The organism is Marivirga aurantiaca (genome assembly GCF_016679925.1).
In the GTDB taxonomy this organism is placed as follows: Bacteria; Bacteroidota; Bacteroidia; order Cytophagales; family Cyclobacteriaceae; genus Marivirga; species Marivirga aurantiaca.
This window is the reverse complement of the sequence record NZ_JAEQBW010000002.1, coordinates 1-24,396: the sequence shown is the minus strand read 5'-3', so window position 1 is coordinate 24,396 and position 24,396 is coordinate 1. Positions and strand designations below refer to the sequence as shown.

Annotated in this window: 11 protein-coding genes; 6 read left to right on the top strand and 5 right to left on the bottom strand. The window is 40.1% G+C overall.

What is annotated here, in order from left to right:
• Positions 1–125: 125 nt before the first annotated feature.
• Entirely contained in the window at positions 126–1,076 is a 951-nt protein-coding gene (locus JKA74_RS05605; RefSeq protein WP_201430198.1) for a DUF6089 family protein, read from the top strand.
• An 833-nt stretch (positions 1,077–1,909) separates the two neighbouring features.
• On the opposite strand, the gene JKA74_RS05600 is transcribed toward JKA74_RS05605, so the two are convergent.
• The gene (locus JKA74_RS05600; RefSeq protein ID WP_201430197.1) at positions 1,910–2,437 is read right to left on the bottom strand and encodes a YceI family protein; all 528 of its coding nucleotides are present in this window, start codon (positions 2,435–2,437) and stop codon (positions 1,910–1,912) included.
• A gap of 148 nt (positions 2,438–2,585) precedes the next feature.
• On the opposite strand from JKA74_RS05600, the gene JKA74_RS05595 reads away from it, so the two are divergent.
• The gene (locus tag JKA74_RS05595; RefSeq protein ID WP_201430196.1) at positions 2,586–2,756 is read left to right on the top strand and encodes a hypothetical protein; all 171 of its coding nucleotides are present in this window, start codon (positions 2,586–2,588) and stop codon (positions 2,754–2,756) included.
• Between the two features lie 292 nt (positions 2,757–3,048).
• The gene (locus tag JKA74_RS21000) at positions 3,049–3,210 is read left to right on the top strand and encodes a TraR/DksA C4-type zinc finger protein (RefSeq protein WP_201430195.1); all 162 of its coding nucleotides are present in this window, start codon (positions 3,049–3,051) and stop codon (positions 3,208–3,210) included.
• Positions 3,211–4,120: 910 nt separating this feature from the next.
• On the opposite strand, the gene JKA74_RS05585 is transcribed toward JKA74_RS21000, so the two are convergent.
• Together JKA74_RS05585 and JKA74_RS05580 are read right to left on the bottom strand one after the other, a co-directional pair.
• Complete coding sequence (locus JKA74_RS05585) at positions 4,121–15,376, bottom strand: gliding motility-associated C-terminal domain-containing protein (RefSeq protein ID WP_201430194.1); 11,256 nt, start codon at positions 15,374–15,376, stop codon at positions 4,121–4,123.
• A gap of 5 nt (positions 15,377–15,381) precedes the next feature.
• Entirely contained in the window at positions 15,382–15,738 is a 357-nt protein-coding gene (locus JKA74_RS05580; protein ID WP_201430193.1) for a hypothetical protein, read from the bottom strand.
• Between the two features lie 357 nt (positions 15,739–16,095).
• Here JKA74_RS05580 and JKA74_RS05575 point away from each other — a divergent pair, with 357 nt between their 5' ends.
• Together JKA74_RS05575 and JKA74_RS05570 are read left to right on the top strand one after the other, a co-directional pair.
• Positions 16,096–18,366 (top strand): aconitate hydratase, encoded by a 2,271-nt coding sequence (locus tag JKA74_RS05575; RefSeq protein ID WP_201430192.1) that lies wholly within the window; start codon positions 16,096–16,098, stop codon positions 18,364–18,366.
• 763 nt (positions 18,367–19,129) lie between these two features.
• Complete coding sequence (locus tag JKA74_RS05570) at positions 19,130–19,681, top strand: ferritin (protein WP_201430191.1); 552 nt, start codon at positions 19,130–19,132, stop codon at positions 19,679–19,681.
• A 586-nt stretch (positions 19,682–20,267) separates the two neighbouring features.
• Here the strand turns inward: JKA74_RS05570 and JKA74_RS05565 are convergent.
• Positions 20,268–20,894, bottom strand: a complete 627-nt coding sequence (locus JKA74_RS05565; protein WP_201430190.1) for an LON peptidase substrate-binding domain-containing protein — start codon at positions 20,892–20,894, stop codon at positions 20,268–20,270.
• Between the two features lie 282 nt (positions 20,895–21,176).
• A complete protein-coding gene (locus tag JKA74_RS05560; RefSeq protein WP_201430189.1) occupies positions 21,177–23,423 on the bottom strand; it encodes an NADP-dependent isocitrate dehydrogenase in 2,247 nt (748 codons plus the stop codon).
• Between the two features lie 211 nt (positions 23,424–23,634).
• Here JKA74_RS05560 and arfB point away from each other — a divergent pair, with 211 nt between their 5' ends.
• Entirely contained in the window at positions 23,635–24,051 is a 417-nt protein-coding gene (arfB, locus tag JKA74_RS05555; RefSeq protein WP_201430645.1) for an alternative ribosome rescue aminoacyl-tRNA hydrolase ArfB, read from the top strand.
• The last annotated feature ends 345 nt before the right edge of the window (positions 24,052–24,396 follow it).

The window sequence follows — 24,396 nt, the reverse complement described above, 5'->3', positions numbered from 1 at the left end:
ATTGAAGATGGTAGATACTGGCATAACTTTTACCATTGTAACTGAGTTATCTATATATTTAAAAAATGAGAAGTAATAAAACGGGTTTTATCAAAAAATAATTATCTTTGTTTAGAATAATTTCTATGAAAAAAGTTCTTATTATCATATTCCTATTCGTATTAGCGCAGGATGTATTCAGCCAAAGCTTCTACTCGCGTAGAATCAACAGGAATTGGGTGGCTACAGGTGGTGTAGGCTATGCCCGTGCACTAGGTGACTTAACAAATCCCGGTTCATATTTTGACAGCAAGCTTAATTTTGAGGGAGGGATTCAATACAGGGCTTCTGACAGAGTGAATATTAGAACGAATCTTTTGTTTTTTCAATTATCAGGAAGTGATGACGACATTGATCCTGAGCAAAATACCCGCTCCAGGGGCTTATCGTTTGTTTCTAACAATGTGGAACTAAGTGTCGGGACATCTATCAGTTTGTTTCCTCACATGGCCAGATACAGACAAAGGAAAATGATTAATCCATACGCATTTGCAGGAATTGGTGTATTGTTTTTTGACCCAAGAGCTGAAATTCCGGATTCAATCAACGTACCTGGCACAGGCAGTGTAGCATTGGAAAATGCCGGAAAAATGGTTTCACTGGCGAAATATAATACTGAAAGACCCAACGATTACAGCCAATTTGCTTTTGTAATACCGGTAGGGGTGGGAGTAAAAGTTAAAGTAGCTGATTTTCTGGACGTCTCAGCTGAGGTTTCCAATAGGATTACCTTCACTGATTATCTGGATGATGTAAGTGGAAGAAACTATGCTGATCCGGAATTATTTGATTTTACAAAACAAGAAGATAGGGAAGCTTACGGGTTATCCAATCCCACAGGAACTACAAGTAATATACGAGGCAATCCTGACAGCAATGATTACTATATGATTGTTACTCTAAAAGCAGAATTTTACTTGCAAGGTGACTTATTTGATAAATTATTTGGCATTGGTGGCAAAAGATTCAAAACCCAAAGTCGCAGACGCAGCGGCTTATTTAACTTCAACAATGGCCCAAGAAGGAGAATGCCTTAATTTTTCTCTTATTCATCACCTAATTACCTTTTTACTACACAGTACCGTATCAGAATCAGACTATATAAGAATGCATTATTAACTTCAGTTCGATTCTAAATTCGAACTAGGTAATGTCTACTTGAAGAGAAATGAAGTAGGCTCCTCATGAAAATTGATTTTGAAATAAAGTTTATCTCTGTGGACTTTGTAAAGCACTTTATGAAAGCATTTTAATAATGAAAAATCTCAAAAATTAGGGTTTTCTTCAAAAAGTGAAGTGTTATATTGAGTTTCTAACATTTCATTTCCAAATTTTTCTTTGTTATCTTGCTACTATATAACAAGATTTATTTCCCAGCCAACACCCCTATAAAGCCTCAAGGTGATAGTTCTCATAGATTTATATCAGTAGAAAACCACAAACTTTATCACTATTTTTCTACTGATGTAAAAGCCCTGTTATCTCTTTTGAGGTTCAGTTGCAAGACTGCGATGACTTGATACAAAAGATAGAATTCCGATAGCTATCGGAACAAGACAAAAAGATGTCAGCCAGAGGCTGGCTTCTACGCTTACCCCAACGCTGGCCCGCTGTTTTGTCTCCCCTCCCGCTCTCTCCGAGCAAAACTTGTCCCGGTAAGTCGGGGTTTTATTCGGTCTGGAAACTTTCAGGTATTTATTGAGAGTAGCTGAAGTGGTTTATTGATTTCTGAAAATAAGATGACTGCAAAACAAACATCTTATTTTCAGAAAAAAACAACCAACTTAATCCGGTACTAAACTTCCACTTTAATTTTTTTTTTAGAACCCAAATAAAAACGAGTGATTTCCATAAAACAAGATCAGGAAAATCAAGCTTTTACTACCTGGATATTTAGCTGAAGCTTCACTTCGTCACCAACTACCACCCCTCCTGCTTCTGTTACCATATTCCATACCAGACCGAATTCCTTTCTATTGATTTTACCATTGACTTCAAAACCGGCTTTATTCTGTCCGTAGCCATCTACCATTGAACCACCGTACTCTACATCCAATGTGATGGGCCTGGTGATATCTTTAATAGTCAAATCACCTTTTAGTTTATAATCATCTCCAGCTTTGTTTAACTTTCCATTGGAGAATTTGATATAAGGAAATTGTTCAGCAGAAAAAAAATCAGCCGACTTCAAATGAGTATCCCTGTCAACTACATTTGTGTTAACACTGTTGACATCCAATTGAAAAGAAGCTGAAGCTCCATCAAAGTCATCACCTTCCGTTTCAAGGCTACCTTCAAACTTGCTAAACTGTCCGGATACAGTAGATATTACTAAATGCTTTACTTTGAATTGTACCTCACTATGAGTGGGATCAATATTCCATTTTGTCTTTGTCATAATTGTTTTTCTTAATTATAAATATTTTACATGTATCTACATTTAACGTATATACATGTAATAATGTTTAAACTTCTTTTATTATTTATTTGAAGAGGATATTCCTAAATTGTAACCAGCTATAAGAGTAAACAACAATGATTACAAGATGACTGAAGAGGAAAAAAAGAGCCTTAAACTGGCTATTGAAAAAAAGATTGTAGAGCTCAAAAAATTGATTATTGAATTAAAAGAGGATACCAAACCGCAGGGGCTGGACAGTGCTATCGGTCGTGTACGCAGAATGGACTATATTAGGGTTCTCTTAAAAAACAGCTAATATTCAAATATCTAGCTTTGATTTTATCTCACTAACGATTATCACATTGTAGTTTTTTAGCAGATGCAAAGCTTTTTAAGATAAAGAGTCAATTCTTTGTATTTAAAAATCAAAATTTTGATTTTTAAAGCTTAGCCTCAAGCGCCTCATCCCGATAAACCGGGACAAGTTCTACTTCCCGGACTTCAGCTCGAGGTATAAGTATACATCTTTGCTTTGTCCGATTGTATATAAGACACCTGAGACTTTTTAAGCGGCCCTAATTAACAATAAATCAGTAAATGAGGCCAGTTTGCGAAAAGCAGAAGGTGACTTACATGGTTTAGACCGCTGGTTAAGCTTGTATGATACCCAGCAATTCGGCAAGTGTATCCGTTGCAAGAATAAAATTAACATTAATCGTTTGTTGTTGATGCCTGCCAGCACAAGGTGCATCCATTGTGCCAAATTATGATACAGCGATTTTCTAATAACCTCAGTTTTTAAATGGCTATTTGATTGGCACGATCTGGTAAATAGATTTGTGAGTGAATATTTAATATGTTTTTCCTGCAGGAAGGGAACGCGCTTTTGACTTCTAATCTGAGCTCTTTTAAAAATTGACGTAAACTACATTAGGACGTTCCCGCTCGTAACAGGCCGAGAATAGAAGGGAATCCCCCATCGATAAACACTTCTCTTCAAAGTTGGATATAAACCAAAAAAATTGAATGATCGTCTCCAATATTCCGAGTGGCGCACCGTCAGTACCGGGCTTTGCTCCTACTGGTTATTGCGAACATGCTATTCCGTGACAACGGAAATCATGTGAAGCAATCTGTTGGCTATTACTATACTCTTAGGCTTGTCAATTGGAATACCCAACATAAAATTCAACCGTCCCCGCTTTAAGTGCGGGGCAAGCTATCCCGGCCTCGGAGCCGAGATCTCGTACATTGAAAGACAATCACTAATATGTCAACTGAAATAAAGCACCTTCACAGACGAGCTGAAAAAGGCTTGAATACAAGATTTGAGAAAGTTTGCCACGCTGCGCTCGCAAGGACGTTCTAATCTTAATCTTCTGAAATATCATGACTGGTTTTTTGTATTGGTGTGGTGTTAATGCCTCACCTATCCGTAGAGTTCCCCAGGGCTCTACGGATTTTCAATAATGGAGAGTCTTTGACTCGGGATTTCTGTATAGTTTAATCAAAAAAATACACTTCAAATACTTAGCCCCCATAATTATTGCTTGATCCTTTTTTTTCAAAACCAATGAGGACTTTCGCAACCTACTTAGTTGCCATACACGACACACAATAAAAAAGCCGAAGAATGATCTCCGGCTTTAAAAATATATGTTCAATAAATTGTTGTAAAACTTATTTACGCTGTTTTCCCCTCAATATTTCCACCCAACCGTTCTGCACCTGCTTATCAACCGTTAACTGGTAGAAATAAATACCATCAGGTTGATCCCCACCATCCCAAAGATTGGAAGGTCTGTAGCTATTATTTCTGTAAACAATAGCACCATCTCTATTGGAAATAACCAATTCAGCACCATCATCAGGCAAGTTAAGAATCTCAAAGAAATCGTTCTTTCCATCACCATTTGGTGTAAACACATTTGGTACAAATGGTCTGCGATCGAAATCAACCAAGAGGTTGCTAGTTCCATCAACACCAAATACCAATCTGTTACCGGTCAATCCACAACCAAAGGAATCGTAATATTCAATTTCATAAACCCCAGGTAATAAATTATCGAAAGTTAATGTTTGACTACTATTAAACTCTCTAGCCTCTGTTGGAATGTCATAAGCTGAAGTATTATTTCCACCTAATGGTTCCAACAGAAATATACGTGCTGAATAACTTGTAGCACTGGTAGTGGAAACCAATCTAATACTTATTGCGCCATTGGCTATATCAGGCCTTGTAGTAGGCATTGGATTCATTTCTTCTCTTGATCGTTCAACTCCCGGAGGTAAGTTAGGCTCTGGTACGAGTTCAACCTGTAACTCATTGGTTGGCGCATCAATGAATACTGCCTGAGATTCAGAATTAATTCGTTGATTACCACAATTTGGTGGCTCTTGAACCAGACGAACGATATAGTCTCCTCTGCTCACTTTGCCAAAATTGTTAAGACCAATAATAAAACGTTTACTTTGTGGTATTGCATCCAGGGTAAAAACCTCTGCCGGATTAGCATCGTTGCCCAAATAAAGCTCAACCATCAGCGGAATAGTTTCATCAGCCAAAATATTATTCACAATAATGGATCCTGATTCTCCGAAACAATCTACATCAACTCCTTCTAATACAAAGTCAGGAATTATTGCCCCTCCATTGATTGTAATAAAGTTGTCTGCAGAACAAGCCTGTTCGTTAGTAACAGAACGTACTGTCCATCTGTATCTAGCGCCCTTCTCGAAATCAAAATCAAGGCTTTGTCCTGGCCCCACAATGAAAGTGTTACTACCATTTACATTTATATCCAAAGTAAACTCTGTAGTTTCAGTTTCATCTACTTTATTAAGAATAAGGTTATAAGGGCCGGTTACATTGTCTATTGTATTTTGATCAATTACTACTTGAATTCCCTCGGGCTCGCTAATACAATTATTATCAGGATTGATTTCACTTAACTCAACCCTTACCTCATTAGGGGAAACAATAGAACCAATTTCAAAAGACTGGATACAACCTACATTATCTATGATGATTAAATTGGTGACATTTCTGGATAAACCACTAATAATCCTGTCATCACTTAAAGCCACTTCCTGGTTATCCACAAAGTAAATATAAGGAGCAACTCCACCAGTAACTTCCGGAACTTGTATTTCTCCATTTAATTCTGAAGAAGTACAACTGGCTTCTGTAACTAACGTAATACTCCCATTTAGTTGAATTTGCTGGCTTAGGTTAGTGATATTTACTGCTACACTCAATTCGCAATCTGAAGTTCCAGGTTCATCACTTACCAATATATTATTCACCGCTTCCAAACCTGTGATTCTGTTACCAGATGTAAATTCTTCCCAGATATTGCCATTGTCAACAGAATAGAATCCACTTGGGATTCCTTCAAGCGTAATAACCACTGAGCCAGTATTATCTCCAAAACAAACAACATCTTCTTTATCGGAAGCCACAGCTGTAAAGGAACCAGTATCTTGAATGGTGGCTCCTTTATCAGAGATTTCGCATGCATTAGGATCAACAGTATTTACAAATTGAACCACATATACACCCACAGGAACTGCATTGAAAATACCTGTTGTATTTCTAGCCACTTCAGCACCATCACTATCAATCAGTATGAATTCATAGGTACTTGGCAAATCATTTAAGCTAACAGATATAACCCCCAGGTTATTTCCACAATTCGGCTGTTGAATGCTAATATCCACAGCATCAGAAGACACAACCGAAGTATTTTCCACACTCACTTGCTGATCGGGAAGCGTACATCCATTTGTATCATTGATAAACCTGATCACATACTCTCCTTCTACCAAATCATTGAAGTCACCGGTAGAATTGGAGGCTATGACTGTACTCATGTCGGCTTCATCATACAATTCAAAAGTGAAAGGATCAGATGTTCCATTCAATGAAACTGAAATATTACCTGTTGACACTGTACAAGTCGGTTGCTCAATATCCACATTGGCTGTAATATTGAATTTGGTGCCAATATTAACTGTAAGCGTATCTGTAGAGCAACTAATTGCATCATCAAATACAAATAATTTATACTGTCCGGCCTGGAATAGGTCGTCCACTTCCACTATAAGTCCTTTACCAATATTTTCAACTCTGTAGGCAACATACGCATCATTACCCAAAGCAGCTTCTTTTACATGGATGGTTAAAGAATCAGAAGCACTTACGTTTGATAATAATACAAATATTTGTCCATCTTCCACGCCAAAACAGGAAGCTGCTTCTGTAATTGGATTGACTTTAAAATCCTCACATACAAAATCACACTCTGCTGGTTGGGTGATTGTGAAATTCTGAACTACTGTACAACCCGCATCCTCTATTGTCACCTGGTAATCTCCAGCAAGTGTTAATCCAGTGATGTCTTTTGTAGTAGCACTAAAAGTCCCAGGGCCAGTCCAAGCATATGTTTCTGAACCACTTAAACCTGAAATATCCAATGTTACAGCTCCTTCAGGCTCACCACAGTTCACGATATCTGTTACATCAGAATCGACAATACTGAAAGCTGCATCTTCATTTACAAGTTGAGTAAAGCTTACTTCACAATTGGTGACATTATCTTTTACAATAATAGTATAAGAACCTTGTGCAAGACCACTAAATAAAATTGGATTAGTTGTTCCATCCTGAGCAGTAAATTCTTCAACAAGAACATCATCGCTATCATTTAAAATTACATCATAGCTATTAGAAGCTACCTGAGTAACATCAACCGAAATAACTCCGTCAGCATCTCCACAAGTAGCGAGCGTACTGTTTTCAACAATAGCATTTATTTGCTCAACAGGGTTCACAGTGAAGTTCCCAGTAACAGTACAACCGTTATCAGTAACTGCAACTGAATAATTGCCAGGAGCCAAATTAGCCTGATCTTCATTAGCTTCTATCGATGCATCTATACCCGGGCCTGTCCAAAGGAAAGTAGCTGTTGTTGAAGCAGGAGTAAGAGTAACATCTATACTTCCGTTTTCTACATCACATTCACTTTGGTCAGTAACTGTACCACCCACTGTGAAACCAGCTGGATCTACCAGAATAAATGTTTCCTCAAATTGGCAGTTGGTAGTATTATCGTTTACAAATACTTTGTAAGTACCGGCTGTTGCAGAAAATAACAATGGATCTGCCACTGTAATAGGATTATCGTTTATATCAGTCCATTCCACTAAGTCTGCTGAACCTCTTAAAATATCTAATTCTATTGTTCCTTCTTCACCACAGACCGCAGGTTGAGTTACAACTGCATCAATATTTAAACTATTAATCGTCAATGTAAAAGTAAATACAGAATCGGCACATACACCTATTCCCTCAGCAGTTATTGTCAAATCTACTGTTCCTGCTGTAGAGTCTGCTACGCTTGGAGTATAGAAAGTACTTGCTGCTGCATCATTATCAAAAGCACCTGTACCAGTGGTAGTCCATAAGATACTGGCTTCGTTGGATACTGTAGCAGATACATCAAATGTACTGTTCTCATCTACATAACACATAGCCGCATCCGCTATAGTTTCGATTGTCGGCTTACTTCCAATAGTGATTACAACATCGTCAGAAACCACTTCAGCCGAGCAAGCATCTTCTCCTGTTACCTCCATAGTTAAAGTCACCGTTCCATTTGTAAAATCATCAGTCCCAAATGTGTAAACCGGAGTTTCTAAAGTATTATCATCAAATGAACCGTCTGTAGAAGAAGTAGTCCATAAGATTGTACCATTTTCAGCTGAAGGCGGAGTGGTTAAAGTACTTAAGTCAATTGTAGTAATATCACAGAATTCTTCATCATCTCCTGCATTAGCAGTTGGTAAAGGAGTTACTGTAATAGTTACCGTGCTTGATGTCGGATTACAAATATTATTATCATCAGTAATAGTCCATTCAAATATATTATCTCCTGCTGATAATCCTGTTACTTCTGTAGCAGGATCATTTTCATCTGTGAAGCTTCCTGATCCGCTAATTACAGTCCATGTACCCGTTTCATCTGTAGCAACTGTATTAGCTGCCAAAGTAGCAGTTGTACCACAAACCTGCTGAGCAGTGCCGGCATCTGCAACAGTTATTGTTTTAACAGTGATTACTACTGTATCTGGAGTTGAACATAAAGTAACTGCATCTTCTAAAGTCCATACAAACTCATACTCTCCTACTTCAGTCAATCCTGTTATAGTAGTATTCGGATCAGTATCTGCTGTAATAGAAGCTGTAGCAGCTGCTGGCTGACTAATAACAGTCCATAACCCCGCCTCATCTCCTTGAGGAGCATTTGCTGCCAGAGTTGTATTATCTTCACAGATTGTATCGTCCGACCCGGCATTTGCCACAGGCGGAGTTGGTGCAGTAATAGTGAAATCCTCAACTACCGTACAGCCATTATCTACTATAGTTACTTCATAATTTCCGGCCTCTGTTAAACCAGTTAAATCTTGTGTAGCAGCACTAAAGGTACCAGGTCCTGTCCAAGCATAAGTTTCTCCTCCGGAAAGCCCTGAAATGTCCAAAAGAATTTCTCCTTCAGAACCTCCGCATGTAGCTATATTTGTAACAGTAAAATTGTCTATACTATAGGTTGCATTTTCATTTACGGTTTCGTTGATAACGACTTCACAGTTAGTCGCATCATCCGTTATAGTGATAGTATAATCGCCCTGTTCCAATCCACTTGCAGTGAAAGTAAGATCTGCATCGGTTAAATTAGTAGTACTGATTATTCCATCAACATCTTCTACAACAACTGTATAAGTATTTCCAACAGGTACTATATCAATTTCTATTGAGCCATTAGTTCCTCCATTACAATCTGCAGGTGTGATATTGGCTAATGTAGCACTAATCGCATCTACCGGATCCACAGTAAAGGCTTCTGATAAAACACAAGCTCCATCTTCCACAACCACATTGTAATTCCCTGGTGCAAGAGCTCCGAAAGAATAAGTAACAGAAGCATCGTTATCTGATCTTGTTCCTGCAATTTCATTGGCAGGTGTAGCATCATCAGTTATATAATAGTTGAAAGGGCCAGTACCACCAACTACCTCAATTGATATACTACCATTGTCTATTGCACATTCTGTTTGATTTCCAACTGAAACTACATTGATAGTGAAAGGTACTGGGTCTATTACATTGAAGGATTCTATTACTTCACATCCTGTATTTACTGAAGTTACAGTCACCGTATAAGTACCTCCTTCTAAAGCACTAATATCCTCAGTAGCTGCTGAAAAACCATTTGGTCCTGACCAGCTAAAATTAAAAGTATCTCCACCAGAGCTGCTTACAGGTGTTAAATCAATCTCTCCGTCAGGAACACCGCAACCCGTAGTATTAGTAACTGTGGCTGTTGCTGAAATTGAATTAACAAGCACTGTCACTATTTCGCTATCGTCTGCACAACTTCCTGGGCCGGTAACGGTATAGGTAAAGTCATACGTTCCGGCTGTTACTCCTGTGAAATCAACCGTGTTGCCCGTGATCAGGGCTCCGCTGCCATCTGTGTCTGCCCAGCTTCCGCCTGTATCCTGGCTGCCGTCCAGCAAGGTGGATAAATCAAAGGAGGTGTTGCTTGTGCATACTTCTCCGTTCACGCCTACAAATACTCCTGCATTCGCCTCTTCAGACACATTCACAGTCACTACTTCGCTGTCATCTCCACATGGGGCTGTACCAGTTACTGTGTAGGTGAAGTCATAAGTACCTGCCACTACACCTGTGAAATCAACGGTATTGCCTGTGATCAGTGCTCCGCTGCCATCTGTGTCTGCCCAGCTTCCGCCTGCATCCTGGCTGCCATCCAATAAGGTCGTTAAATCAAAAGCAATGTCTGAACTACAGGCTTCTCCGTTCACGCCTACAAACACGCCTGCATTGGCTGCTTCTATTACTTCTACTGTTACTATTTCGTTATCATCTGCACAACTTCCTGAACCGGTAACGGTATAGGTGAAGTCATACGTTCCGGCTGTTACTCCTGTGAAATCAACCGTGTTGCCCGTGATCAGGGCTCCGCTGCCATCTGTGTCTGCCCAACTTCCGCCTGCATCCTGGCTGCCGTCCAATAAAGTCGTTAAGTCAAAGGAGGTGTTGCTCGTACATACTTCTCCGTTCACGCCTACAAATACTCCTGCGTTCGCCTCTTCAGACACATTCACAGTCACTACTTCACTGTCATCTCCACAGGGAGCTGTGCCAGTTACTGTGTAGGTGAAGTCATAAGTACCTGCCACTATACCTGTGAAATCAACGGTATTGCCGGTGATCAGGGCTCCGCTGCCATCTGTATCTGCCCAGCTTCCGCCTGCATCCTGGCTGCCATCCAACAAGGTCGTTAAATCAAAAGCAATGTCTGAACTACAGGCTTCTCCGTTCACGCCTACAAACACGCCTGCATTGGCTGCTTCTATTACTTCTACTGTTACTATTTCGTTATCATCTGCACAACTTCCTGAACCGGTAACGGTATAGGTGAAGTCATATATTCCGGCTGTTACTCCTGTGAAATCAACCGTGTTGCCCGTGATCAGGGCTCCGCTTCCATCTGTGTCTGCCCAGCTTCCGCCTGCATCCTGGCTGCCATCCAATAAGGTGGTTAAATCAAAGGAGGTGTTGCTTGTGCATACTTCTCCGTTCACGCCTACAAATACACCTGCATTCGCCTCTTCCGATACATTCACTGTCACTACTTCGCTGTCATCTCCACAGGGAGCTGTGCCAGTTACTGTGTAGGTGAAGTCATAAGTACCTGCCACTACACCTGTGAAATCAACGGTATTGCCTGTGATCAGTGCTCCGCTGCCATCTGTGTCTGCCCAGCTTCCGCCTGCATCCTGGCTGCCATCCAATAAGGTCGTTAAATCAAAAGCAATGTCTGAACTACAGGCTTCTCCTTCCGTGCCAACATACACGCCTGCATTGGCTGCTTCTATTACTTCTACTGTTACTATTTCGTTATCATCTGCACAACTTCCTGAACCGGTAACGGTATAGGTGAAGTCATACGTTCCGGCTGTTACTCCTGTGAAATCAACCGTGTTGCCCGTGATCAGGGCTCCGCTGCCATCTGTGTCTGCCCAACTTCCGCCTGCATCCTGGCTGCCGTCCAATAAGGTGGTTAAATCAAAGGAGGTGTTGCTTGTGCATACTTCTCCGTTCACGCCTACAAATACACCTGCATTCGCCTCTTCCGATACATTCACTGTCACTATTTCGCTATCATCTCCACATGGGGCTGTACCGGTGACGGTATAGGTAAAGTCATAAGTGCCTGCCACTACGCCTGTGAAATCAACGGTATTGCCGGTGATCAAGGCTCCGCTGCCATCTGTATCTGCCCAGCTTCCGCCTGCATCCTGGCTGCCATCCAACAAGGTCGTTAAATCAAAAGCAATGTCTGAACTACAGGCTTCTCCTGCAGTGCCAACATACACGCCTGCATTGGCTGCTTCTATTACTTCTACTGTTACTATTTCGTTATCATCTGCACAACTTCCTGAACCGGTAACGGTATAGGTGAAGTCATACGTTCCGGCTGTTACTCCTGTGAAATCAACCGTGTTGCCCGTGATCAGGGCTCCGCTGCCATCTGTGTCTGCCCAGCTTCCGCCTGCATCCTGGCTGCCATCCAATAAAGTCGTTAAGTCAAAGGAGATGTTGCTCGTACATACTTCTCCGTTCACGCCTATAAATACTCCTGCGTTCGCCTCTTCAGACACATTCACTGTCACTACTTCGCTGTCATCTCCACATGGGGCTGTACCGGTGACGGTATAGGTGAAGTCATAAGTGCCTGCCACTACGCCCGTGAAATCTACGGTATTGCCGGTGATCAGGGCCCCGCTGCCATCTGTGTCTGCCCAGCTTCCGCCTGCATCCTGGCTGCCATCCAACAAGGTCGTTAAATCAAAAGCAATGTCTGAACTACAGGCTTCTCCTGCAGTGCCAACATACACGCCTGCATTGGCTGCTTCTATTACTTCTACTGTTACTATTTCGTTATCATCTGCACAACTTCCTGAACCGGTAACGGTATAGGTGAAGTCATACGTTCCGGCTGTTACTCCTGTGAAATCAACCGTGTTGCCCGTGATCAGGGCTCCGCTGCCATCTGTGTCTGCCCAGCTTCCGCCTGCATCCTGGCTGCCATCCAATAAAGTCGTTAAGTCAAAGGAGATGTTGCTCGTACATACTTCTCCGTTCACGCCTACAAATACTCCTGCATTCGCCTCTTCCGATACATTCACTGTCACTACTTCGCTGTCATCTCCACATGGGGCTGTACCGGTGACGGTATAGGTGAAGTCATAAGTGCCTGCCACTACGCCTGTGAAATCTACGGTATTGCCCGTAATCAGTGCTCCGCTGCCATCTGTGTCTGCCCAGCTTCCGCCTGCATCCTGGCTGCCATCCAACAAGGTCGTTAAATCAAAAGCAATATCTGAACTACAGGCTTCTCCTGCGGTGCCAATATACACGCCTGCATTGGCTGCTTCTATTACTTCTACTGTTACTATTTCGTTATCATCTGCACAACTTCCTGAACCGGTAACGGTATAGGTGAAGTCATACGTTCCGGCTGTTACTCCTGTGAAATCAACCGTGTTGCCCGTGATCAGGGCTCCGCTGCCATCTGTGTCTGCCCAGCTTCCGCCTGCATCCTGGCTGCCATCCAATAAAGTCGTTAAGTCAAAGGAGATGTTGCTCGTACATACTTCTCCGTTCACGCCTATAAATACTCCTGCGTTCGCCTCTTCAGACACATTCACTGTCACTACTTCGCTGTCATCTCCACAGGGAGCTGTGCCAGTTACTGTGTAGGTGAAGTCATAAGTACCTGCCACTACACCTGTGAAATCAACGGTATTGCCTGTGATCAGTGCTCCGCTGCCATCTGTGTCTGCCCAGCTTCCGCCTGCATCCTGGCTGCCATCCAATAAGGTCGTTAAATCAAAAGCAATGTCTGAACTACAGGCTTCTCCTTCCGTGCCAACATACACGCCTGCATTGGCTGCTTCTATTACTTCTACTGTTACTATTTCGGTATCGTCTGCACAACTTCCTGAACCGGTAACGGTATAGGTGAAGTCATATATTCCGGCTGTTACTCCTGTGAAATCAACCGTGTTGCCCGTGATCAGGGCTCCGCTTCCATCTGTGTCTGCCCAACTTCCGCCTGCATCCTGGCTGCCGTCCAATAAAGTCGTTAAGTCAAAGGAGATGTTGCTCGTACATACTTCTCCGTTCACGCCTACAAATACTCCTGCGTTCGCCTCTTCAGACACATTCACTGTCACTACTTCGCTGTCATCTCCACATGGGGCTGTACCGGTGACGGTATAGGTGAAGTCATAAGTGCCTGCCACTACGCCTGTGAAATCAACGGTATTGCCTGTGATCAGTGCTCCGCTGCCATCTGTGTCTGCCCAGCTTCCTCCTGCATCCTGGCTGCCATCCAACAAGGTCGTTAAATCAAAAGCAATGTCTGAACTACAGGCTTCTCCTGCAGTGCCAACATACACGCCTGCATTGGCTGCTTCTATTACTTCTACTGTTACTATTTCGTTATCATCTGCACAACTTCCTGAACCGGTAACGGTATAGGTGAAGTCATACGTTCCGGCTGTTACTCCTGTGAAATCAACCGTGTTGCCCGTGATCAGGGCTCCGCTTCCATCTGTGTCTGCCCAGCTTCCGCCTGCATCCTGGCTGCCATCCAATAAGGTGGTTAAATCAAAGGAGGTGTTGCTTGTGCATACTTCTCCGTTCACGCCTACAAATACTCCTGCATTCGCCTCTTCCGATACATTCACTGTCACTACTTCGCTGTCATCTCCACATGGGGCTGTACCGGTGACGGTATAGGTGAAGTCATAAGTGCCTGCCACTACGCCTGTGAAATCTACGGTATTGCCGGTGATCAGGGCCCCGCTGCCATCTGTGTCTGCCCAGCTTCCGCCTGCATCCTGGCTGCCATCCAATAAGGTCGTTAAATCAAAAGCAATATCTGAACTACAGGCTTCTCCTGCGGTGCCAACATACACGCCTGCATTGGCTGCTTCTATTACTTCTACTGTTACTATTTCGTTATCATCTGCACAACTTCCTGAACCGGTAACGGTATAGGTGAAGTCATACGTTCCGGCTGTTACTCCTGTGAAATCAACCGTGTTGCCCGTGATCAGGGCTCCGCTGCCATCTGTGTCTGCCCAGCTTCCGCCTGCATCCTGGCTGCCATCCAATAAGGTGGTTAAATCAAAGGAGGTGTTGCTTGTGCATACTTCTCCGTTCACGCCTACAAATACACCTGCGTTCGGCCCTACACCTACTACTATCCCGGTTAATTCAAAAGTACAGTTATTATCATCGGTTACAGTAACATCATAAGTACCAGATGAAAGACCTGTTACATTTTGGGTAATATCTCCATTACTCCACAAAAAGCTATAGGGAGTGGTACCTCCAACAACATCTATATCAATAGTCCCTGAGCCTAAATTATCACAATCATCCGTCACAGAATTAACACTGGCTATTAATTCATTGCTTTGGTCGATTACAATACCAAAACCTCCTAAAGTAGGGCAACCCGACCTTCCTGCTAAGTAAGTGCCATCTGGTATATTACCGTAAATCAGTGTTTGAGTACCAGCATCATATGTTTTGGACACCGAACCAAAAGGGTCGCTGACAGCTGTTGGCGTACCTCCGGAAACATCATAAAGAATATATCCTGATTGATTAGTTTGATCCCCATCTGTAAAAACAATGGTAATTGTCCCTCCCGCGCTATTATCGCAAGTGGTAATTGTAGTTCCTGCCACAGTAGGGCATTGTGCCCTTGCATGCTCAAATGAGAAACAGAAAAAAGATATGAATACAAATAGTTGTAAATGTTTTTTCATATTATTCAGTTATCTATTTTAATTCCTTCCATTCCACCTAAAGTGAATAGACATCCATCATCACCTGAAATCTGAACTAAGTAGATTTCATCCTGCTTTAATCCTGAGAACAGAATTTTATCATTCATAATATTATCTTCTAACTCCTCAATAAGCCTGGTTTCAGTACTTATTGCAAAAAGTTTGTATTTGTATTTTTTATTGGAAGTTTTCTCAACAAGGAGTGTTTCGCCAAGTTCATCCTGCCCAATTTGATAAGAAAATTCTTCATTGCACGGTTGAACCTGAGCATATGAACTGGTAACAGGCAAAAGAATTGCTATTAAAACCAGTAACAGTGTGCCTAAAATATACTTACCCATAATCAAAAGTATTATTTATTTTATTGATATAAAATGCAAATCTAAGGGCTTTTGGTACATATAACAGAATTCATCGAAATATTTAGTGTTTTTTTCGAAATTACCTACTAATGCATATAACAAATTATCCCCTTCATATTTTGCCATTCAAATATAAGTGATTCAATATTCTAAACAATAAAAAATAAGTAAAACTTTAAGCATACGACAATACTAAATTGATTATCAGTAATTTATGCGGAGTGCTTTTAGAAATAACTATTGCAATTTATAGTCGCTAAACACTTAGGATACAAATCGCTCTTTTAGTATATTTGCAGTGATTAACAGAGCGTTCATTTAAAAACAAATTAAAACATGGCATTCGATTTAGACATGATCAAGGCAGTTTATGCCGGCATGAATGAGAAGATAGAGGCTGCAAGGAAAGCAGTTAACAAACCACTTACACTGTCAGAAAAAATTCTTTACACCCATCTTTGGGATGGAAAAGCAACCAAAGCTTTCACCAGAGGAAAATCCTATGTGGATTTTGCTCCTGATCGGGTAGCTATGCAGGATGCCACTGCTCAAATGGCCTTACTTCAGTTTATGCAAGCCGGAAAAGACAAAGTTGCGGTGCCATCCACGGTACATTGTGACCACTTAATATTGGCTAAAGAAGGGGCTAAAGAAGATTTAAAAACTTCACTTAGTGCCAGCGGAGAAGTTTTTAATTTCCTTGAGTCTGTATCTACTAAATACGGAATTGGCTTCTGGAAACCGGGAGCTGGCATCATTCACCAGGTAGTACTTGAAAATTATGCATTTCCCGGTGGAATGATGATCGGTACTGATTCACATACTGTGAATGCAGGTGGACTTGGTATGGTAGCCATCGGTGTGGGTGGTGCTGATGCTGTTGATGTAATGGCCGGTATGGCCTGGGAACTAAAATTTCCTAAACTAATTGGTGTAAAGCTTACAGGTAAATTGAATGGCTGGACATCAGCCAAAGATGTGATTCTAAAAGTAGCTGGAATATTAACAGTAAAAGGAGGCACAGGTGCTATTATTGAATATTTTGGCCCCGGAGCTCAATCTCTTTCTGCAACTGGAAAAGGCACCATTTGTAATATGGGCGCAGAAGTAGGTGCAACTACCTCCACATTTGGTTATGATGATGCCATGGAAAGATATTTAAGATCTACAGACAGAAATGATATAGCTGATGAAGCCAATAAAGTCAGAGAACATTTAACAGGTGATGCTGCTGTTTATGCCGAGCCTGAAAAGTATTTCGATCAGGTAATAGAAATTGACTTAACCACTTTAGAACCACATGTAAATGGTCCTTTTACTCCTGACAGAGCCACTCCTATCTCTCAATTAAAAGCTGAGGCTGTCAAAAACGGTTGGCCTACAAAAGTAGAATGGGGATTGATCGGCTCATGTACCAACTCTTCCTATGAGGATTTGTCAAGAGCCTCCTCCATTGCTAAACAAGCAGTTGAAAAAGGATTAAAAACAAAATCGGAGTTTGGAATTAACCCGGGATCAGAGCAGGTAAGATATACTGCTGAAAGAGATGGATTGCTTCAGATATTTGAAGATTTGGATGCTACTATTTTTACCAATGCCTGTGGGCCTTGTATTGGACAGTGGGCGAGAACAGGCGCTGATAAAGCTGAGAAAAATACAATCGTTCACTCCTTTAACAGAAACTTCTCTAAAAGAGCAGATGGAAATCCTAACACACATGCCTTTGTAACCTCACCTGAAATGGTGGCTGCCATTGCTATTAGTGGTGATTTAGGATTTAATCCATTAACGGATACTTTAACAAACGAAAAAGGGGAGCAAGTGAAACTGGATCCTCCTTTTGGTGCTGAATTACCTGAACTGGGTTTTGCTGTAGAAGACAATGGTTACCAGGCACCAGCAACTGATGGTGAAGAAGTAACTGTAAAAGTAGCTCCTGACTCTAAAAGATTACAATTATTAGAGCCATTTGATGCATGGGACGGTAAAAATATTGTAAATGCACAATTACTGATTAAAGCATATGGCAAATGTACTACTGACCATATTTCAATGGCCGGACCATGGTTGAGGTACAGAGGTCATTTAGATAATATTTCGGAGAACTGCTTAATTGGTGCTGTAAATGCATTTAACCAGGAAACCAATAAAGTGAAGAATCAGTTGACAGGTGAATACGGACCGGTACCTGCAACAGCAAGAGCTTATAAAGCCAAAGGGATTCCTTCCATAGTAGTAGGTGATCATAATTATGGAGAGGGGTCTTCAAGGGAACATGCAGCAATGGAACCAAGGCATTTAGGAGTAAAAGCTGTTTTGGTGAAGTCATTTGCTCGGATACATGAAACCAACTTAAAAAAACAAGGTATGCTTGCTTTAACCTTTGCTAATGAAGCAGATTATGATAAAATCCGGGAAAATGATAAAATTAACTTTCTGGATTTAGATCAGTTTGCTCCGGAAAAACCTCTTCATTTAGAGTTTGTTCATGAGGATGGAAGCAAAGATGTGATCAAAGCCAATCATACTTATAATGATGCGCAAATCGGATGGTATAAATCAGGTTCTGCTCTTAATAAAATAAAAGAGCTGGAAGCACAGTCTTAAGAATTAATTAATAATTATCAAAAGCCTCTGAAATTCAGGGGCTTTTTTTTTTAGATTATTAACAAGTTCGGGCACAGCGAGTCATAGACTCAAGTATATGTAACAATCCGTAGTTCGCTGCGCTCAAAACTACGGATAGGGCTGTCTTTCTGCCGGCAGATTGCTTCACATTAATTCCGTGGTAACGGAATTAAATGTTCGCAATGACCAATAGTGGGGGCTGTAGAGGTATTAATAGGAGAATATACAGGGTTAAGGAAAATGCACGGATGATTAGCTTTGCGGCCTGGCTATTGCGGTATTTTATCTTAATATTAAAAAGAAGGCTTCTGACGGTACTTTGCCTCCTCTTAAAACCGTCTGACGCCTGCCGTTCTAAATTTATTTTGCGTTAAAATGCGATACATAGTTTAATTAAAATTACTTATTGAACTCCCTCTTCTTGAAATAGAGTTAGGTGATTAACGCTTCAACAGCAGTTAACTCTAACCAAAAAACATCAACATATCACAATCTGCTTCATATGTAAACTACCTACCAATGTGCTAATAAACATCAACACCTCCCCACCAATACACATAAAACTTGTCCACTTCAACACTTTCACACCAGCTAACTTAAACATGCACAACACGCTAACTTGCCGAACCTCTACACCTCAAACATCCTTTGTTTAGAGTAAATCCAATTTCATATTAGGAAATCCCACAACATGTATCTTAAAAAAACAGTATATTAGGTGAATTCTAAATTATAAATACGAATGAAAGATTTAATTACTCCCAAAAGATCTCTAACAGAAGAAACAGAGAAGATGTTAAACAAACAAATAGTGATGGAAGGAAAATCTTCCGCCTATTATTTGTCAATGGCTTCCTGGTGTGAAACTAAAGGCTATATCAATTCTTCAAAATTTCTTTACGAGCACTCCAATGAAGAAAGAGGTCATATGCTTAAGCTTTTCAGCTACATTAATGAGGCTGGGGGACATGCATTACAGCCTGCCATCAATGAAATAAGACACGATTTCAATAGTTTAAGAGAGGTTTTCGAGTTAATCCTGGAACATGAATTAAAAGTCACACAATCCATCCACTCGTTGGTTGACCATTGCTTCATCACCAAAGATTTTACCACCTTTAATTTCTTACAGTGGTTCGTTACAGAACAAAGGGAAGAAGAAACTATTTCCCGAAGAGCATTGGAAATATTTGATATTATAGGAGAAGAGGGAATGGGACTTTGGCACATTGACATTGAGTTGGGCAAGCTACACGGAGTGGATGCAAAAAACACAGATGCTAAAGCATTATAAAAACAGATTTCAGGAATACAGTTTTGATATTCACCACCATTAGATAACGGATCAACATGAATGGATAGCCACTCTTCTTTGAGAAATAGAAGAGTGGCTTATTTATGATATAGTTAGGGTACTCTTGATAAATACCTCAAAATCTCAAGACCAAATAAATTTGCTCAGAGAGGGCGGGGAGGAGGCCAAAAAGGCGGGGAGGTGCTGGATTGAAGCGTGGGAGCATCTTTTTGTCTTGACTTTTTGTTTCTTTTTTGTCAAGAAAAAAGAAAGTAAAATAAAATTTGGAAACGAAATACGAGAAACTAAATAACAAACTCAACTTTTCAACGAAAGACCTATTTTTTGAGGTTTTTTCTTGCTACAGAATTTGAATAAAATGCTTTCTAGAAGCCATAAAGAAGAATTTTAATGAAAATCATTTGTCATGAGAAGCCTAGTTATATTGATCTATAATTAAATTACACAAAAGATTATTTGGTGCTGAATATCAGGCAATTACTACGGGTTCTCGTGTAATTGCCTAATAGGCTCTATTTAATTTCCCTGCATATAAATAGTGGTAAAAAAACAATCCTGGACAACATCAAAATTCCAATGGATTATAGTGCCTGAAATGGCCATTCATTTTCACCAATTCTTTGTTTCTCTGGATCTCTCTCAGTTGTGGCAATATTGCTTTTAAATGGTCTAATAAGAACCTCTGTCTTTTTCTTTCTTCCCTTATTTGCAAAAGATCATACTCGGCCTCTTTGGACAACCCTGTCTGATGTGCAATATCAAAAACCTTAAATTTAGGAGTTAAAGGAATTTTCTGAATCTCAACAAGTTGATAAAGCTCTGTGAGAAATTTGAATAATTCTTCCTTAAGAAGGACATCACCATTATCTACATTAGTTAAAATTTCGACCTCCCCTGCCGCATATAGTTTGCCACGAAAAGGATTTTCCATATTTAAGACATGTAGCACACTAAGGGCTATCGTCTCAATATCATAGCGGCCATCCTCATATCTTTTAGCAATATTCGTAATCTTCATTTCAGTACCATACTCAACTTTGTTTTTAACATAGGATGGAATGGCAAAATTACTATCACTAGCGATACAATCAGCTACAAGCTCCTTATATCGCGGCTCAAAAACATGTAAATTAAGCTGCTGACCTGGAAAAGCTACCAGGTTTAGCGGAAAAAACGGGAGCTTTGTTTTCATTTATTATCTTCTTTAATAGTATCAAAATGAACCTGAAGTACTTTCTTATCTTACGATATTTAAATCCCCGGAGCAATTATTCTTACCAAACAAGGGCAATAAATAATTTCAGCCCAATGTCGTTTGGTTATGCTTTAAACAAAAACTAAACGACATTGAATTACAGATATTACCTTTTCTTATGACATGTAATAACAATAGATTGTTTAAGCTTTAGGTTTTTTTTTTACAAAAAAGGCCCACTAAGTGAGCCTTTTCTTATAATAATTAATGAAGTAGTTCTTACTTCACTTCCATTGCTATAATAGATGATAAGATTCCATTGAAAGTTTCACTTGGCCTCATATGCTTATTGAGCAAATCTTCGTTAGGCTTAAAATACCCTTCAATTTCAACTGCTTTGCCCTGAGCTTTCAACAGCTCCTCATTGATAATAGCCTCTTTTAATGAAAGGTTATCTGCTACTCGTTTAAAAATCAACTTCAAATCATTATCCTTCGATTGAGCCGCTAACGCTTCAGCCCAATACATGGCTAAGTAAAAATGACTCCCTCTTACATCCAGCTCATTTACTTTCCGTGAGGGCGATTTGTCATTCTCCAGGAATTTTCCTGTAGCAATATCCAGGGCTTCCCCTAAAATAATTGCTTTTTCATTATTGAAAGTCTTGCCTAAATGATCAAGAGAAACTGCCAAGGCCAGAAATTCTCCCAAAGAATCCCATCGCAGGTGTCCTTCTTCCACAAACTGCTCCACATGCTTAGGGGCTGATCCGCCTGCTCCAGTTTCAAACAAACCTCCTCCGTTCATTAATGGAACAATAGAAAGCATTTTAGCGCTAGTACCTACTTCCAGAATCGGGAAAAGGTCCGTTAAATAATCTCTTAAAACATTTCCTGTCACAGAAATAGTGTCTTTTCCTTCTCTTATCTGCTGGCATGAAAATACGGTAGCCTCATCGGGAGACATAATGCGGATATCCAGGCCTGAAGTATCGTGGTCTTTTAAATAATGATTTACTTTTTTAATCAATTCCGTATCGTGAGCTCTGTTTTTATCTAACCAGAAAATAGTTGGAACTCTGGTAGCTTTAGCTCTGTTGACCGCTAATTTTACCCAGTCCTGAATAGCTGCGTCTTTTACCTGACACATTCTCCAAATATCTCCTTCCTCCACTTTATGCGATAGCAATACTTTTCCAGAAGCATCCATTACCTTTACTTCACCTGCTGCAGAAATCTCAAAAGTTTTGTCATGGGAACCGTATTCTTCTGCCTTTTGCGCCATCAAACCTACATTGGCCACACTACCCATAGTAGAGGGATCAAACGCACCATGTTCCTTACAGAAATCTATTGTTGCCTGATATACTCCAGCATATGATCTGTCCGGAATAATTGTAATAGCATCCTGTAATTCATTATTTTTATTCCACATCTTTCCGGAAGTACGAATCATGGCAGGCATTGAAGCATCAATGATCACATCACTTGGCACATGTAGGTTGGTGATACCTTTATCGGAATTTACCATGGCCAAATCAGGGCCCTCAGCGTAGCAAGCTTCAATATCCTGCTCTATTTCTTTTCTTTTATCTTCAGGTAGCTCTTGTAGCTGACTGACTAAATCTGCAAAACCATTATTAGGATCTACTCCTATTTCCTCTAAAGTTTGCTGATGTTTTTCAAACACAGGAGAGAAAAACACAGTAACTGCATGGCCAAATATGATGGGGTCAGAGACTTTCATCATAGTTGCTTTCAGGTGAATAGAGAATAACACTCCCGCTTTTTTAGCCTCTTTCTTCTGCTCTTCCAGGAAAGAACGTAACGCCTTACGACTTAAAACAGATGCATCAACTATTTCACCTTCCTGTAATTTCAATCCTGATTTCAAAGTTTTAACACTTCCATCATTTCCTTTCCACTCAATTTTCACTTCAGTGGCCGCTTCAAGAGTCAACGATTTCTCACTTCCATAAAAATCACCTTCTTTCATACTGGCAACATGGGTTTTGGAGTCCTTAGACCACTTACCCATAGAATGCGGATGCTTTTTCGCATACTCCTTTACTGCTTTCGGAGCTCTTCTATCGGAATTACCTTCACGTAAAACTGGGTTTACAGCACTTCCTTTTACAGAATCGTATTTTGCCCTAATCTGCTTTTCTTTTTCAGTAGCAGGTTCATCCGGATAGTCGGGTAAATCATATCCCAATGCTTGCAATTCTTTTATGGCACCTTTTAGTTGCGGAATAGAAGCACTGATATTAGGAAGCTTAACAATATTGGCTTCCGGAGTCTTGGCAATTTCTCCTAGTTCCGCCAAATCATCTTTTATCCGTTGTTCAGGTTTTAATTGATCCGAAAAAACAGCAATAATTCTTCCTGCTAAAGAAATGTCACGTGTTTCAACCACTACTCCGGCAGAATCGGTATAGGCTTTTATGATGGGTAAAAAAGAATAGGTCGCCAATGCAGGAGCTTCATCTGTTTTGGTATAAAGTATTTTGTGGATATTAGTTGCCATAGTTTTTCATTTCGTTGTGTAAATTTTACTCTCGTGCGAATTTAATAAAAAACGGCTTGCGATGAAGCTTGTTTAAAAATTATCTGGATGAAGCTTCATTTTTTACTGTTGATTATGAGGATTATGATTATTACCGGAACTATTTCATTGACTGTTATGCTAAAACAGTATTGAAAGCTTGTTGAAAATATTATATATATTAGCGAATAGCATGCATATCTCTGACAAAATAAAGGGGCGGATTTTTGAGCCTGAAATGGAATTTTCAGCCAGCAGAAGCAGTGGGCCTGGTGGTCAGAATGTGAATAAAGTTAATAGCAGGGTTACTCTTCGCTTTGATATTCAGAATTCTCAATTGCTGGAAGAAGAAGAAAAAGTTACTCTGCTTAAGAAACTTCAATCGAAATTAACTACCGAAGGCGTGCTCATTATTGATGCGCAGGAAAAAAGATCACAATTTCAGAATAAAGCCATTGCTATAGATAAATTTTATGAAACTCTGGACAAAGCTTTCAGAAAAAGAAAAAGGAGAATTGCCACTAAGCCTTCGAAAACTGCCATTAAAAAACGATTGGAAAGTAAAAAACAACATTCAGAGAAGAAAGCCAACAGAAAGCGATTATTGTAGTGCGAAAGTTAAGTTTTTGCAAAGCTGCATCAGAATACAATATTAAATATGAAAAGACTAACTTATTATATCCTTCTAGTTATCCCATTTTTAGCAATATTATTTTCTTATGAAGTAATTCACTATAGGTTATATTTATTTTTGTTAGTTTTCTATGTTTTATTTTACGGACCATTGGTTGTATTTTTTTATCAACTGAAAAAAGGTAAGGTTAATATGATTTAATTGCCAAAAATAGTTGGTAAAATGCCTTAAAACTGATTGTAAACAACTGATATTAAGATAGATATACTTATTTTGACTAGAGCTCATTGAAATGTGTTTCAATGAGCTTTTTTTTGTATA